This is a genomic window from Mesoterricola sediminis, assembly GCF_030295425.1.
GTDB classification, from domain to species: domain Bacteria; phylum Acidobacteriota; class Holophagae; order Holophagales; family Holophagaceae; genus Mesoterricola; species Mesoterricola sediminis.
Genome location: NZ_AP027081.1, coordinates 4140281 through 4155205, shown reverse-complemented (window position 1 = coordinate 4155205; position 14925 = coordinate 4140281). Strand labels below are relative to the sequence as shown.

Sequence of the window (14925 nt, the reverse complement as noted above, 5' to 3'; positions counted from 1 at the left end):
GTGGGCTGGCGGGAGCGGATCGCGCGCCTCCTGGACCCCGGCGGGCCCGGCCTCGAGGCGGCGCGGTTCACCGTCCTCGACACGGAACTGACGGGCCTGGATCCGGCCCGCGACGGCATCGTCGCCCTGGGCGCCGTGCGCATGGAGGGCGGGCGGATCCGGGTGGGCGAGACCTGGGACGCCCTCGTGCGGCCCGGGGCGGTCCTGGACGAACGGAGCATCGTCATCCACCGGATCATGCCCGGCCGGGTGGAAGCGGCGCCGCCCATCGACGAGGTCCTCCCCGCCTTCCTGGCCTGGGCGGAGGGCACGGTGCTGGTGGGCCACTGCGTGGCCATCGACCTGGCCTTCCTGGGCCGGGAGGCCCGGCGCCTCCGGCTTCCCGTCCCGGGCCGGCGGGCGGTGGACACCCTCGCCCTCTACGGCTGGCTCCGCCAGCGCCTTCCGGCGCACCCCGCCCTCCACGCCCCCGTCCAGGCGACGACCCTCTACACCCTGGCCCGGGCCCTGGGCGCGCCGGTGGCGGGGGCCCACACCGCCCTGGGGGACGCCTACCTCACCGCCCAGGTCCTCCAGCGCCTCCTGCCGCCGCTGGCGGAGGCCGGGGTGACGGGCCTGGACGGGCTCCTCCGGGTGGGAGACCCCCGGCGGCAGGCCCAGGGGCTCCTGCCGCCGGAGGGGGGCGTCGCGTTCTGAACGGCGGGGGCCGCGCTCAGTGCCCGGAGGCGCCGGCCGCGCCGATGCCGATGAAGGTGCGCACCTTCTCGGCCTCGAACTTCTCCTCGGCCTCCTTCTCCCGCGTGAGGAGGGAGACCACGATGCCCATGAAGAAGGCCCCGAAGATGGAGAAGACGCCGGGGTTCTTCATGGGGAAGGGCGCCGGCCGCACCGCCGCGTCGGCGGTGGTCCTGGCGGCCCGCGCCTCGGCGAGCGCCGCCGGGAGCCCGCCGTCCTGGACCAGGGCCAGGTCGGCCTGCAGTCCCTTGAGCTCCGCGGTCCGCTTCACCCGGGCGGGCTCCGGCAGGCCGGGGGCGGCCAGGCCCTGCGTCGCCGCGAGGATGCGGCCCTGCAGGTCGGCCTCGGCCCGGGCCGCGTCGCGGGCGTAGCCCTCGAGCCGGACCGCCCGCGCCGACGCGGCGGCCCGCGCCTTCACCTTGCCGTCCTGGAAGACGTCCTCGTAGACCGTGGGGGACAGGGCGATCAGGGTGACCGCGACCGTCAGCCCCGTGAAGATGCTGGCGACGGCGCCGGCGGTGGTGAACCGCTTCCACATCACCGACATCACCAGGGCCGGGAAGTTGGCGCTGGAGGCCACGGCGAAGGCCAGGCCCACCATGAAGGCCACGTTCTGCTTCTGGAAGAGCAGGCCCAGGAGGATGGCGAGGATGCCCAGGATCACCGTGGACACCTTGGCCACCCGCATCTCCTCGCGTTCGTTGGACTGGCCGTGCCGGAGCACGCCCGCGTAGAGGTCGTGGGAGAGGGCCGAGGCCCCGGCCAGGGTGAGGCCCGCCACCACGGCGAGGATGGTGGCGAAGGCCACCGCCGCCAGGAAGCCGAGGAAGACGCCGCCGCCCAGGTGCTCCGCCAGGGCCAGGGCCGACATGTTGCCGCCCGCGTCGATGGCGGTGATGGCCTTCTGACCCACGAGCACGGCGGCCCCGAAGCCGATCGTCACGGTGAGGATGTAGAAGTAGCCGATGAAGCCCGTGGCGTAGAACACCGACTTGCGCGCCTCGAGCGCGTCGGGGACGGTGTAGAAGCGCATGAGGATGTGGGGCAGGCCGGCGGTGCCGAACATGAGCGCCAGGCCCAGGGAGAAGGCGTCGAGCGGCTTGGTGACGAGGCCGCCTGGCTCCAGGAACTTCGCACCGTACAGGGAGGAGGCCTTGGAGAACAGGGCCGGGTAGCTGAAGTCCACCTGGGCCATGCACAGCACCACCAGCAGGGTGGCGCCGCCCAGGAGGAGCACGGCCTTGATGATCTGCACCCAGGTCGTGGCCAGCATGCCCCCGAAGAGGACGTAGGCGATGATGAGTCCGCCGACGAGGAAGATGGCGGCCTCGTAGGGGAGGTTGAACATGAGCTTGATGAGCGAGCCCGCGCCCACCATCTGGGCCGTCAGGTAGAAGAGCACCGTCACCAGCGAGCCGATGGCGGCGGCGGTCTTGATGGGCTTCATGCGGAGGCGGAAGGCCACGACGTCGGAGAAGGTGTACTTGCCCAGGTTGCGCAGGGGCTCGGAGATCAGGAACATGACGATGGGCCACCCCACGAGCCAGCCCACGGAGTAGATGAGGCCGTCGTAGCCCTTGAGGGAGACGAGGCCGGCGATGCCCAGGAAGCTCGCCGCGCTCATGTAGTCGCCCGCGAGGGCGAGGCCGTTCTGGAAGCCGGTGATGCCGCCGCCGGCCGCATAGAACTGGGCGGCGCTCTTGGTGCGCCGCGCGGCCCAGTACGTGATGCCGAGGGTGACCAGGACGAAGGCCATGAAGAACGTGATGGCCAGGGGGCTGAGGGTGCCGATGACGGACTGCTGCGGAGCCTGCATGGTCACCTCCCCACCTTGTCCTTGATCCGCCGGACCATGACGTCGTAGCGGCTGTTGGCCCAGAAGATGTAGATCCCCGTCAGGATCCAGCTCAGGACGATCACCCCCACCGCGATCGGGATGCCGGCGGTGATGGCCGACGCCCCGAGGGTGCGCGCGAGGAAGGGCTTGTCGTAGGCCACGAGGCCGATGAAGCCGAAGTAGAGGACGAGCTCCACGATCGTGAGGACCACCGTGACGGTGTTCTTGCGCCTGACGAGGCGGATGAATTCCGGGTCCTGGAGGATTTGATGCGCGCTGGGTGCTGTCATGTCCTCTCTCCTGCCTGAAGGGGAAAGCCCCCGCGGGGGGGGCCATGGGGGGTACTGCCGGGCTGGGCGGAGCCGAGGATAGGACGGAAGGGGAGGGATAGAAAGCACTAATAAAAATTATTTCTCAATCTCAATTCGAGAGTTCATCATCCGGAAAAAGCCTTGAGGCTCAAGGGATTTCCAGGATCGCCCGCCGGGTCAATCCCAGCCCAGTTCCTCCAGGCGCGCCTCCTCGATGCCGAAGCGGTGGGCCACCTCGTGGAGGACCGTGGTGGCCACCTCCCGCTCCAGCTCGCCCCGGTTCCGGGCCGCCTCCAGGTGGGGGAGGCGGTACACGATGATCCGGGCGGGCAGGTCGCCGAAGCCCGGGACCTCCTCGTCCAGGGCGGGGCCCTCGTAGAGGCCGTAGAGGGTCTCGTCCAGGGGCACCTCCATGGCGTCCAGCAATTCGTCCGAGGGTTCGTCTTCCACGACCACGGGAATCCCCGCCAGGTAGGGTTGGAAGTCCTCCGGGATCAGGTCCAGGGCCCGCGCCACCACCGCCTCGAAGTCCTGCCGGTTCATTCTCATGGGGGCAGTGTAGCGTCCCGGGGCCCGGGACAGCCGATGTCGTTCCCGCGGCGGCATGCTGAATCCGGAGGATCCCATGCCCACACCCTGCCGCCCCGAGCCCGCCTCCCCCTGGACCGAGCTGCAGGCCCGCTTCGGTGGCGGGCCCAGGGTCCTCTACCTGGCCGGCCCGTTCCGCGGCGACGGGTCCAGGCCCGCCATCCAGCGCAACCAGATGCGCATGATGGCCCGGGCCCGGCTCGTGCAGGACCTGCTGCCCGAGGCGGTGCTCGTGCTGCCCCACACCAACTTCGCGTTCCTGGACGAATCGGGACCGGGGGGGCTGGCGGTCCGGGACCGGGCCCTGGCGGCCTGCGAGCGGCTGCTCCTGCGCTGTGACGGGCTCGTCCTCTGCGGCCGCACCCTCACCGAGGGCATGCGCCGGGAGCGGGACGCGGCCTTGGCGGCGAGTCTGCCCATCGTCCAGCTACCCGACCTGCCCGACAGCAGATGGGCCGCCCTCGCCGAGGCCCTGTGAGGGTTTGCGGGCCATGGCGACGGCCCGGTGGAAGTGGAGCCAGAGGTGGGGCCGTCCGGCCTCCTCGAGGGCGGCGGCGATGCGCCGGTCCAGGGCCTCCGGGTCCCACCGGTTGCGCAGGTAGGCCCGGGCCAGGGGGACGATGACCTCCCGGGCGCAGGTGCCCGCGGCCGCGCCGTGGAGGGCGGCGCCGTAGGCGCGCAGGGAGGGGGCCTCCAGGCCCATGCGGTCCAGCTGGTGGACGATGGTGAGGCCGACGCCCAGGTCCGAGCCCCGCTCCCGGGCCACCTCCAGGATCTGGTCCCCCAGCAGCTCGAGGTTGGGGCACGGCGGCTGGACCGAGCAGAAGCGCCGCCCCTGCTCCACGGGCTCGAAACAGGCGATCCAGCCTCCGGGCCGGATGGCGGCGGTGAGGCCCGCCAGGGCGGCCTCCAGGTCCGGCGCGTGGGCCAGGGTCAGGGACGTGAAGACCAGGTGGAAGGCGTTCCTCGGCAGGTCCAGGGCGCGGAGGTCCTGGCAGAGGAAGGAGGCCCGGGGGCCCAGGGCGGCCAGGCGCCGGCGCGCCAGGTCCAGGAGTTCGGGGGACCGGTCGAGGCAGGTGATCCGCCCCCGGGGGGCGAGGGCGGCGAGGCGCAGGGCCCAGAAGCCGGTTCCGGAACCGGCGTCGAGGATCTCCGCGTCCTCGGGCAGGGGCGGGAGCTGGGCCAGGGGATCGGCCTCCTCGAAGAGGCGGCTCTGGGCCTCCAGGCGGGCGGCTTCGCCGCCGTCGCTGTCCTGGTGGAGGCGCTCGAAGGCATAAGGGATCAAGGCGTCGGGATCGGCGCCGGAACCGGGCGTGGCGTTCATGGGACTCTCTGGGAATTGGGCGTCTGAAAAGCTCCGGGACGATCCCGGAGGGCCCCAGCATGCCACGCCCGCGTCAGGGTTTCCAGGCCCCTTCCGCCACCTCGATGTCCGCGTCCGTGCGGGCCAGGATCCACTCAGGCGGATGGGGTCCCAGGCATTCCCGCAGGAGGAACCGGCCTTCGCGCACCTCGAAGAGGCCCAGGTCCGTGACGACCAGGTCCACCTCCCGCGCCGCCGTCAGGGGCAGGGCGCAGCGCCGCCGGAGGCGCGAGGCGCCCGAGGGCTCGAAGTGCAGGGTCGCCGCCACCACGGTGCGCGCGCCGGCCACCAGGTCCATGGCCCCGCCCATGCCCGGGACGAGCTTCCCGGGCACCTTGTAGTTGGCGAGGTTGCCCTCCTGGTCCACCTCCAGCACGCCCAGGACGGTGTAGTCCACGTGGCCGCCCCGGATGATCCCGAAGCTGGCCGCGGAGTCGAAGAAGCAGCCCCCCGGCAGCACGGAGATGGGCGCGCCCCCGGCGTTCACCAGGTTCCGGTCCTCCTGCCCGGGCGCGGGCGCGGGGCCCAGGCCCATGAGGCCGTTCTCGGACTGGAGGACGATCGTCACGCCCGCGGGGAGGTGCTCCGCCACGAGGGTGGGGAGCCCGATGCCCAGGTTCACCACGTCGCCGGACCGGAAGAGCCGCGCGATGCGGCGGGCGATGACGGCCTTGTCGGGGGTGTAGTCCATGGTCACGGCTCGAGGCGCTCGGCGCGGACGAGAAGGTCCACGAAGATGGAGGGGGTGTGCACGTGGTTGGGGTCGAGCCCGCCGATCTCCACGATCTCCTCCGCCTCCGCGATGACGAGGTCGGCGGCGGTGGCCATCAGGGGGTTGAAGTTGCGCGCCGTGCCCGCGAAGACGAGGTTCCCGGCGCGGTCGGCGCGCGCGGCCTTGACGAGGGCCACGTCGGCCCGGAGGGGCAGCTCGAGGAGGTAGGCGCGGCCCTCCACCTCGATCACGGTCTTGCCCAGCTCCACCTCGGTCCCCGCCCCCGTGGGAGTGAGGATCCCGCCCAGGCCGGCGCCCCCGGCGCGGATCCGCTCCGCGAGGGTGCCCTGGGGCACGAGGACCACCTCGGTCTCCCCGGCGTTCATCTGGCGCTGGGTCTCCTGGTTGAGGCCGATGTGGCTGGCGATGATCCGCGCGAAGGCCCGTTCCCGCACCAGATGGCCGATGCCGGTGACGCGGCCCGTCCTGGCGTCGTGGATGGCCGTGTCGGTGCTGATCAGGGTGAGGCCCTTCAGGCCGCGTCCGCAGAGGGCCTGGATGAGGGTGTGGGGCGCGCCGCAGCCCATGAACCCGCCGGACATGACCACCTGTCCGTCCCGGATGCGGTCCGCGGCTTCGCTGGGGGTGAGGAGGGGTTTCTCGAGCACGCCAACAGGCTAGCGCGTCCTCGGAAAAAGAAAATGGGTCTCAAGATACATGTGCTTCTGGAGGCGCTGGCTCAGCACCTTCATGGCCGCGTGGATGCGCCCCTCGGCGCTGGCCGGGTCCGTCTCCCCCGCGAAGCCGAGCGTCAGGTCCCGGATGGAGCGGAGCAGGCCGGCCTCGGCCTCGTGGTCCCCCTCGAGCACCTTCTTGAGGGAGGCCAGGGCCTCGGGGGTGAGGCCGGGTTCCACGCCGGCCTCCCTTGCGAGGATGTAGGGGAAGAGGGTCCGCTCCTCCAGGGCCAGGTGGGCCCGCATGCCGGCGCAGAACTTCCCGATGAGGGCCCGGATCTCCAGCAGGCCGGGACTCGGCGCCTGCTCCTCCAGGGAGATCAGCTCCACCAGCGTCTCGAGCCGGGCCATGTCCACCCGGCACTCCTGGTGGCAGGAGCCCACGATGTGGCGCACCAGATCGGACAGGGGCGCGGCCTTCCAGGCTTCGCGTTCTTCCTTTTCGCCGTGCAGCACAGGGGACTCCGCAAGAATCACCCATGGTACGCAGGCGGGCGTGTGATTTTCGACAAAAAGACAATATGAAAAATTTGTAAGCACCTGATAAAGAATCATTTATTACCGGTCACCCGCCAAGAAGCGCGGTGCATCCAAGGACCCGGCGAGACGTTTCCGCCGGAGGCCCGCCCATGCTCCTGTTTTTGCCAACCCCACCACCGGTCGTCACGCTGCCAGCTCCCCTGGACCCGCCCCGCCTCCGGGTGGACCCCCCGGGGGAGGTGGACCTGGGCAGCCTGGGACCAACCGAGCGAAGGGCCCAGGCCTACCGGATCCGCAACCGCAGCGACCGGCCCATCGCCCTCCGCCTCCTGGACGTGCCCCCGGGTGTCCGGGTGGAGGGCCCGGCCCTGGAGGCCCCCCTGGCCCCGGGCGCCGAGGCCCCGCTCCGCCTGGTCTTCGACGCGGCGGGCCTGGAGGGCTTCCAGGCCCGGGACGTGCGGATCGGCACCGACGACCCCCGCCAGGGCCGGTACCACCTGCCCGTGCGCGCCCAGGTCCGGCCGGACCTGGCCGTGGACGGGACCGACCGGGACCTGGGCACCTTCCTGGCCCACGAAAGCCCCCGCTGCGTCTTCTCCTTCCGGCGGGAATCGGGGGCGCCCGCCGGCCTTCGGCTCGCCGAGGCCCCGCCGCCGCACCTGGAGCCGGACCTGGCCGAAACCGGAGGCTCGGCCCAGCTCGGCTTCACCTTCCGGGCGGACCGGGTGCCCGCGGGGGTCCGGCGCGGGGTGGACCGCCTCCGCGTCGCCACCGCCGCCCCCCTCCAGCCCGCCTTCGAGCTCACCGTCGCCTGGCGGTTCCGGCCCGCCGTGGACGCGACGCCCCCCCGCGTCGTCTTCCAGGATCCCGCGCGGCGGAGCCGCGTCCTGCGCCTCGAGGCGGCGGATGGGGGGCGGCCGTCCATCGCCTCCCTCCAGGTGATCGGCGCCGGCTTCCGGGTCGTGCCGCTCCGGGGCGGGCGCCTGCGCGTCCTCCGCGTCGGGGAGACCCCGGGCCGGGCCCTCCTGCGCCTGGGCTTCCGGGACCGGCCCGGGGTCCTGGAGGTTCCGCTGGCCTACCTGCCCTGCCGACCCCTCAAGTCCGGCGCTCCGCCACCGGGGCGGCGGCCTCCGGCTTCAGGGTGATGTGGATGACCTTGCCGGCGCGCAGCACCTCGAAGTCCAGGGTCTGCTCCGGCGGGGTGAGGTCCAGGAAGTCCATCAGGTGGGCGTCGGAGCTGAGGGTCAGGCCGTTCACCGTGAGGATGACGTCCCCGACGATCACGTCCTCGGGGGCGTAGGGGGCCTTGCTCCCCTCCTTGTAGGTGAACCCGCGGAGCCCCGCCTTGTCGGCGATGCCGCCGGGGGTCACCTCGAAGACCGCCACCCCCCGGCCGATGTTGAGGACCGGGTTCTGGTACGAGGGCAGGGCCGAGAACCCCAGCACGGGGCGGTAGGTCTGACCCCGGGCGATGAGGATGGGGACCACCTTGTTGAGGGTGTCCACGGGGATGGCCAGCCCGACCCCGGCGCTGGCCCCGGAATTGGTGGTGATGGCCGTGTTCATGCCGATGAGGCGCCCGGCCCGGTCCAGGAGGGGCCCGCCCGAGTTGCCCGGGTTGATGGCCGCGTCGGTCTGGATGGCCCCCGTGATGTGCGTGCCGAAGCTGGTGGGGATGTCGCGGCCCAGGGCGGAGATGATGCCGGTGGTGAGCGTGTGGTCCAGGCCGAAGGGATTGCCGATGGCCAGCACGTCCTGACCCACGACGAGGTCCTTGGAGGTCCCGATGGGCAGGGGCTTCATGGCGTCCAGCGGCGCGAAGACGTGGAGCACGGCGATGTCCTGCGCCAGGTTGCGGCCGATGACCACGGCCTTGTAGACCCGGCCGTCGGCGAGGGTCACCTGGAGGTTGTCGGCCTCGCCCCCGGGCCTGCCGGCGGGGTCCTCGTACGAGATCACGTGGTGGTTGGTCACCACGTGCCCCAGGCTGTCCCACACGAATCCCGTGCCCGACGCGGGGGGGATCGCGTAGACGTCCCCCCGGTTGGAGGTGTAGTAGCCGTCCGTGATGGAGTGGATGAACACCACCGAATTGCGGGCCTGGTTGAAGCTGCGGGCCCGCGCCTTCTCCTCGGCCGTGAGCGGGAGCCGCGGGAGCGGCGTGCGCGGCCGGGCCAGGCGGCGGTTGTAGTCCACCGTCTCCTGCTCCTTGGGGCTCAGCTGGGTGCGCGGATGCTCGAAGCCCTCCTGGGCCGCCAGCGGCAGGACCAGGGCCAGCGCGATCGCCACCCTCCGGAACCCCGTCCCCCGATCAGCCATGCGCGCCTCCGCAACCCTCAGACATCATGCGACAAACGCCGGCCGTCCCCAAGCAGGCACCCCGTCCGGTGGGGTCCGGACGGGGTGCCTGGGGCAGGGGGGGCTCAGGGGACGTCGGGGACCGGGGGGACCGGGGGGACCGGCGCCGCGGGGGGCGCGGGGGGTTCGGGGGGGGCGGGCGGCGGCGGCGCCAGCTTCTCCAGCCGGGCCTTGAGGCGGGCCACCTCGGCCCGGAGCGCCTCCACCTCGGCGGCCTGCGCAGGCCCCAGGCGCTTCAGGATCACCTGGTGATCGGCCGCCTCCCCCTCGCGGCCGCGGATGACGATGCGGTGGGTGCCGGAGGCGGCCAGCCCTTCCAGGCGCGCCGTGTCCCCCTTGAGGTCCTCCAGGTGCTTCAGGGCCTGGATGTCCACCTTGAGGTGCTCCAGGTCCTTCAGGCGGTGGACGTCCACCTTGAGCTGCTCGAGCCCCTTCAGGCCGGCCATGTCGGGCACCTCGACCTCCCGTGCCTCCACGTGGATGGCGGGGATGCGGACCTTCGTGGTGCGGCGCGCGGCCTCGGCCATGGCCCGCGCCTTCTCCCGCAGGTCCTTCTCCAGGCGCTCCAGCTCGGGATCGGGCTTGGCGTCCTTGCGGGCGGCTTCGGCGCGCTTGCGGAAGGCGGTGGCGGCGGCCTCCAGCTCCCGGGCGCGGCGGTCCAGGTCGGGGGCCTTCTCGGCCCGGGCGGCCGGGGCCTTGGGGGCGGCGGGTGCGGCCGGCGCCGCCGGCGCGGCGGGAGCCGGCTTCTCCTGGGCCAGGCCCAGGCCGGTGGCGGCGCCGAGGGCGGTCACCGCGAGGAGGGAGAACAATCCGGCCCGCCCCGCCGGCGAGGGCGGGAGGCTGGGCAGGAGGATGCGGCGGATGCGGTTCATGAGATGACCTCCGGTGGCCGCGGGCGCGAGCCCGGGCCGGGGTGCGATGGGAATGCGGAGCTCCTCCAGCGACGCGAGGGCGCGGGCGTAGAGGATGCGGTCACCGCAGGCGCGGACCGCCGCATCGTCGCAGCAGTGCTCGCGCTCGGCGCGGATCTGGCGGGAGATCCACCAGATCGCCGGGTGGTAGAAGAACAGCGCCTCGGCCACGGACTGGGCGAGGTTCCAGAGGTAGTCGGCCCGTCCCACATGGGCGAGCTCGTGGGCGATCACCGCCTCCAGCGCGGCCGGATCCATGGCGGCCAGGGCCGCGGCGGGCACCAGGATCACCGGCCGGATCCAGCCGAGGACCATGGGCGCCAGCGCCGTGCGGGAGCTGAGGAGGACCGCGCCCCGGCCGATGCCCATGCGCCGCGCCAGATCCGCGCAGCGCCGGGCCCAGGCCTCGGGCGCGGGTTCCGCGCCCTGGGTCCGGAGCCGCTGGATCCAGGCCCAGCCCCCGAGGAGGCGAAGGCCCATCACCGCGACCCCGGCCATCCACGTGGCCACCGCGTAGGGCAGGACGGGGGCCAGGGCCTCCCGCCAGGTGATGCCCCGGATCGCGGGGGCCAGCGGCGCCGGACCCGGGTCCAGGGGCGCGGGCCAGGCCAGGACCAGCGTGGCCAGGGCCGCCAGGGGCATGGCCGCCAGGGCCGCGCCGGCCAGCGCGTAGCGCGCCTCCGGACGCCGTCCCCGGAGGAGGCGGAGCCCGGCCCAGGCCAGGAGACCCAGGAGCGCCCCCTGCCAAAGGGAATGGACCAGGGTCCAGCCCAGGGCCTGGAACAGGGCGGATTCGGCGAGGCGGATCATGACGTCCTCCCCTCCGCGCCGTCCAGCAGCGCGCGGATGGCCTCCAGTTCCTCCCGGGAGGCGGGCCGCTCCGACAGCGCCTGCATGACCAGCTGCGCCGCAGAGCCGCCGAAGGCCCGGTCCATCAGGTCATGGACCAGGTGGGCCCGCGTCGCATCCGCGCTCTGGGCCGACCGGTAAACGTGGGAACGCTCGCGATCGTCCCGCGCCACCAGCCCCTTGTCCGTCATCACCTGCAGCAGCTTGAGGACCGTCGTGTACCCGAGGTCCTTGTCGGCCGACAACACCTCGTGCACCTGCCGCACCGTGGACGGCCCCCGGTCCCAGAGCACGCGGAGAATGGCCAGTTCGCCGTCCGTGGGTCGGGGCAGGGGATGGTTCATGGGAGGGGCCTCCAGGTCTACGAAGATATGTGTACGACGATCTTCGTAAGACGCAAGTCCCTTTTTTTCTTTCCGCCCCATTGTCGATCTCCGCATGTCGGTCGCCTCGCCTCGCAGGGCTGTGTCAACGGAGGCGGCAGGTTCCATCCAGGGCGTTTCCTGCCCGATCCATGGTTCGAAATCGCCGAGGGCCTTTCGCGGGGAGCGTTCCCAGGCTTTTGAAGGCGGGTAGGGGTCGGCTTTTCATGCGGGCCGCGATTCGGACACGCCGCGGAAGGCGGTTGGCGTCCGGGCCTTGCGCGACTGGCGTTGCGAAGGATCAAGCGGCTACCTTCTGGAGGTGAAGACGTTTGATGGTGCCGACTGGCGCATAGCCCGTTTGGGAAAGTGGAGTACTTGGGGCAGGGGATTGTTGCAACGCTTGAACCAGTTCTTCCGACAGGTCCGTGCATCTTCCCCGCGCCTCAAGGCGTCAGGGGATCCATTTCCCTGCTTGGCGCAAGGCGCCGCCGAATCGAAGGAGAATCCCATGACATCCCGCTTCTCAACGCTTGCGTCGATTGGCGCCCTGCTGGTCGCAGGCGTTTCCGTGCATGCGCAGTCGCTTCAGACAGGCGAGGTAACCGGCACGGTCCGGGACAAGTCCGGGCGGCCCGTGCCGGGCGCGAAGATCACGGCGAAATCCGGCCAGGTCTCCCGCACAGCCGTCACCAGCGCGGCCGGTGAGTACCGCCTGCCCCTCCTCAACGCTGGTCGATGGAACCTCACCGCCCTCCACGATGGATTCCAGGTGGCATCGGCCAGCCTCCAGGTCAGCATCAACGAGACGCGCATCGCCAATTTCTCGCTCGTCTCGGTGCAGGCGGTCGTGGTCGAGGTGGTCGACAAGCTCGGGGAATTGGACACGACCTCCACTCAGGTGGGGGTGAACCTCTCGGGGGAAACCCTCGCCACGATCCCCATGGACATGACGAGCATGAACGCCCTTGACGGACTCATGGCCTCCGTTCCCGGTGTGCGCGTGGCCGATACGGGCGTCTTCCAGGTCATGGGTGGCTCCAACGACCAGAACGCCTATGTGGTGGACGGCAACCTGACCAACAAGACGTATTCCAACACCTCGACATCCAACGGGGTGGGTGCCTCCGTGCAGCCGGCCCGGGAGTTCATCGAGACCGTGGAGGTGGTCACCAACGCCTTCGGGGCGGAATACGGCGTCTTCGGCGGCGTGGTCAACGCCCTCACCAAGAGCGGCTCCAACACCTTCACGGGCAGCCTCTTCTACGGCACCAACTTCCCGAAGTCCGCGGCCCTCCCCTACTATGCCGAGGGTTGGACCCCCCAGCGGGCCCGGACGGCCGAGGACGACAAGTACCACCGGTACGGCTTCACGGTCGGCGGTCCCATCATCAAGGACAAGCTCTTCTTCTTCGTCGGCTTCCAGGGCTTCCGGGACGTCGTGCCCCCCACGACCTTGGCGACGGGCTCCCTGAACTGGAACGGGCTGAAGTCGGACGACACGAAGATCTCGGGCCCCAACCAGTGGACCGCCAAGCTGAACTGGTACATCGATGCCTCGAACCAGCTCATCCTGAGCGCCACCCGCAGCCACTACCGCTCCAACACGGGCCACCAGTACAGCGACTACGGGACGCTCGATTCGGGGGCCATCCGCGAAAGCACCAACCAGAACGTCAACCTGACCTGGAACTGGCTGCCGACCTCCGACTTCTACCTGGTCGCCAGCGTGGGCAACTTCAAGAACCCCTCCAGCACGAGCCCCATCACGGGTGTCGATTACCCGGTGATGTACTACGACGGCCGCTATTTCGTCGACGGGCCCGGCAGCGCTCTCGCGAACAAGCCCGCCCAGCCGGAGTACGCCTCGTACACAACGGGCACCGGCGGCCTGTTCAACTCCCGGGGGGACAACCCCAACACCCAATACCGGGTGGACGCGTCCTGGACCCTGGGCCGGCACAACCTGAAGGCCGGTTACCTGCGCCAGGTCACGACTTATGAGGACTTCACCGGCGGAGAGGACATCTATTCCATCGGGAACTCGATCACCTCGCCGTACAGTTGGTACTTCCTGTACCGGCTCCGGTGGTCCTCGAGCTACACGAAGTACAACGGCGTGCTCCAGGGCCACTACCTGAAGGACGTGGTGACGCTCGCGCCGGGCCTCCGCCTCGACGCCGGCCTGCGGTATGACTCCTTCAACTACAAGGGCGCATTCGGACCCTACGACGGCATGCATCTGGCCGACTACGACAAGCCGGGAAGGCAGCTCCAGCCGAGGATCGGCCTCGTCTGGGACGTGGACCAGGACGGCCGGAAGAAGATCTTCGCCCACTTCGGGCGCTACTTCATGTCCATGCCCATGTCCGCCGTCTCCTGGGCCAAGACCAGCGGCATCTACTACGACATGTGGTTTCCGGGCAGTTGGACGTACAACCAGGACTACTCCGGAGGCCCCATCACCCTGGGATCGCAGACGCCGGATATGACGATGCTGCTCCTCGGCGGGACAGGGAAGCCGCAGCCTCACGCCACGGACCTACGCCTTCCCCGGAAGAACGCCTGGACCGTCGGGGCCGACTGGACGCTGGCCAAGGGCCTGAGCGTCGGTGGTTCCTGGACATTCTGGGAACTGAAGGACGTCATGGACGACAGCTACTTCCTGAACGAGGACGGTTCCGCGGCCTTCAGTGCCTTGAGCGCCACCAAGGTCATCTGGAACCCGCATCCGGGCGCCGTGACATTCGTGGACTCCGACGGCGTCCAGCACACCTGGAACAGCAACTTCCCGGAGCCCAAGAACCGCTATATCGGCCTCAACCTCCACGCCTCCATGCAGGGGGAGCGGTACGGCGTCACCTTCAACTACACCTGGACCCATCACTACGGCAACTACCAGGGCGAGAGCCAGAACTACCTCACCTACGCGACGACCGGTAACCAGACCGGAGCCGGCTCCGCGGGCCTCACCTACGACTTCGACTTCGCCAAGGGCATCGCCGACGGCAACATGGAAGGCGATCCGGTCCACGAGTTCAAGCTCCAGGGATCATGCAGGTTCGCGGTACTGGGTCACGACTTCACGATGGGCCTGACCAGCATCTATCAGTCCGGCGTCGGCCTGACTTCCACCATGAATGCCGGGGCCCGGTGGGCGGCAAGCGCCACCAGCGGCTTCGGCGGCCTCCCGACCAGCTACGTCACCGTCAACAACCTGCGTGGCGACATGGGCAATGCGCCCTGGAACCTGCTCGTCAACACGGACCTGAGCACCTCCATCCGCTTCAAGGGCATCGAGGTCCGCCTGAACGCCTCCATCCACAATGTCTTCAACAGCCGCACCGTCCTCGGCCGATGGGGCGGGAAATACGAGGGCAGCTACCAGTCCGAGATCACGGCCGACCCCAACTATGGCCTTGTGATCCGGGGCATGGCGGGACGCTCCGTTACCGCCGGGTGCTCCATCCAGTTCTGATCCCCAGCCTCCACGAAGTCGCGCCCCGGTCCTCCGGGGCGCGTCTGCGTTCGGTCCGATCCGGTGGCCAAGGCCTCCGACCCCATGAAAACTGTTAGCAATTCCGGGGGCAGGTACCGGTCGGCCATGCGTGCATGACGGCCCCAGCCCCCCAGAATTGCGGGGTTGAACAAGCTCGTTCGCAGCGGAGCCGGCGCGCTCGTTATG

Annotated in this window: 14 protein-coding genes; 4 read left to right on the top strand and 10 right to left on the bottom strand. The window is 70.5% G+C overall.

Features of this window, described 5'->3' with window-relative positions:
* Positions 1-696 carry a 3'-5' exonuclease gene (locus tag R2J75_RS18065; RefSeq protein WP_243334572.1) on the top strand — a complete coding sequence of 232 codons (696 nt, stop codon included), beginning with the start codon at positions 1-3 and terminating at the stop codon, positions 694-696.
* Positions 697-712: 16 nt separating this feature from the next.
* Here the strand turns inward: R2J75_RS18065 and R2J75_RS18060 are convergent, their stop codons facing one another.
* The 3 genes from R2J75_RS18060 to R2J75_RS18050 all read right to left on the bottom strand — a co-directional run bounded on the left by R2J75_RS18060 (position 713) and on the right by R2J75_RS18050 (position 3432).
* Complete coding sequence (locus tag R2J75_RS18060; protein WP_316410741.1) at positions 713-2551, bottom strand: sodium:solute symporter family transporter; 1839 nt, start codon at positions 2549-2551, stop codon at positions 713-715.
* 2 nt (positions 2552-2553) lie between these two features.
* The gene (locus tag R2J75_RS18055) at positions 2554-2862 is read right to left on the bottom strand and encodes a DUF485 domain-containing protein (RefSeq protein WP_243334568.1); all 309 of its coding nucleotides are present in this window, start codon (positions 2860-2862) and stop codon (positions 2554-2556) included.
* Positions 2863-3060: 198 nt separating this feature from the next.
* The gene (locus R2J75_RS18050; protein WP_243334567.1) at positions 3061-3432 is read right to left on the bottom strand and encodes a metallopeptidase family protein; all 372 of its coding nucleotides are present in this window, start codon (positions 3430-3432) and stop codon (positions 3061-3063) included.
* A 76-nt stretch (positions 3433-3508) separates the two neighbouring features.
* Between R2J75_RS18050 and R2J75_RS18045 the strand changes: the two genes are divergently transcribed.
* On the top strand, positions 3509-3949 hold the full coding sequence (locus tag R2J75_RS18045) for a DUF7768 domain-containing protein (RefSeq protein WP_243334566.1): 441 nt from the start codon (positions 3509-3511) through the stop codon (positions 3947-3949).
* Here R2J75_RS18045 and R2J75_RS18040 read toward each other — a convergent pair.
* The 4 genes from R2J75_RS18040 to R2J75_RS18025 all read right to left on the bottom strand — a co-directional run bounded on the left by R2J75_RS18040 (position 3899) and on the right by R2J75_RS18025 (position 6736).
* The gene (locus tag R2J75_RS18040) at positions 3899-4795 is read right to left on the bottom strand and encodes a class I SAM-dependent methyltransferase (RefSeq protein WP_243334565.1); all 897 of its coding nucleotides are present in this window, start codon (positions 4793-4795) and stop codon (positions 3899-3901) included. The two genes, R2J75_RS18045 and R2J75_RS18040, sit on opposite strands and share 51 nt — an antisense overlap.
* A gap of 73 nt (positions 4796-4868) precedes the next feature.
* Positions 4869-5525, bottom strand: coding sequence for a 3-oxoacid CoA-transferase subunit B (locus R2J75_RS18035; RefSeq protein ID WP_243346064.1), 657 nt, complete (start codon positions 5523-5525; stop codon positions 4869-4871).
* A gap of 2 nt (positions 5526-5527) precedes the next feature.
* Positions 5528-6214 carry a CoA transferase subunit A gene (locus R2J75_RS18030; protein WP_243346063.1) on the bottom strand — a complete coding sequence of 229 codons (687 nt, stop codon included), beginning with the start codon at positions 6212-6214 and terminating at the stop codon, positions 5528-5530.
* Positions 6215-6223: 9 nt separating this feature from the next.
* Complete coding sequence (locus R2J75_RS18025; protein ID WP_243334562.1) at positions 6224-6736, bottom strand: hemerythrin domain-containing protein; 513 nt, start codon at positions 6734-6736, stop codon at positions 6224-6226.
* A 173-nt stretch (positions 6737-6909) separates the two neighbouring features.
* On the opposite strand from R2J75_RS18025, the gene R2J75_RS18020 reads away from it, so the two are divergent.
* Complete coding sequence (locus tag R2J75_RS18020; RefSeq protein ID WP_279341836.1) at positions 6910-7905, top strand: hypothetical protein; 996 nt, start codon at positions 6910-6912, stop codon at positions 7903-7905.
* Here the strand turns inward: R2J75_RS18020 and R2J75_RS18015 are convergent.
* The 3 genes from R2J75_RS18015 to R2J75_RS18005 form a co-directional block, all read right to left on the bottom strand.
* On the bottom strand, positions 7856-9079 hold the full coding sequence (locus R2J75_RS18015) for a S1C family serine protease (protein ID WP_243334560.1): 1224 nt from the start codon (positions 9077-9079) through the stop codon (positions 7856-7858). The genes R2J75_RS18020 and R2J75_RS18015 overlap by 50 nt on opposite strands.
* A gap of 104 nt (positions 9080-9183) precedes the next feature.
* A complete protein-coding gene (locus R2J75_RS18010; protein ID WP_316410740.1) occupies positions 9184-10839 on the bottom strand; it encodes a M56 family metallopeptidase in 1656 nt (551 codons plus the stop codon).
* Positions 10836-11222: a BlaI/MecI/CopY family transcriptional regulator gene (locus R2J75_RS18005; RefSeq protein ID WP_243335966.1), complete on the bottom strand. Its 387-nt coding sequence runs from the start codon at positions 11220-11222 to the stop codon at positions 10836-10838. Before R2J75_RS18005 ends, R2J75_RS18010 begins: the two co-directional genes overlap by 4 nt.
* Before the next feature lie 529 nt (positions 11223-11751).
* On the opposite strand from R2J75_RS18005, the gene R2J75_RS18000 reads away from it, so the two are divergent.
* A complete protein-coding gene (locus R2J75_RS18000) occupies positions 11752-14718 on the top strand; it encodes a TonB-dependent receptor (protein ID WP_316410739.1) in 2967 nt (988 codons plus the stop codon).
* Positions 14719-14925 lie beyond the last annotated feature (207 nt).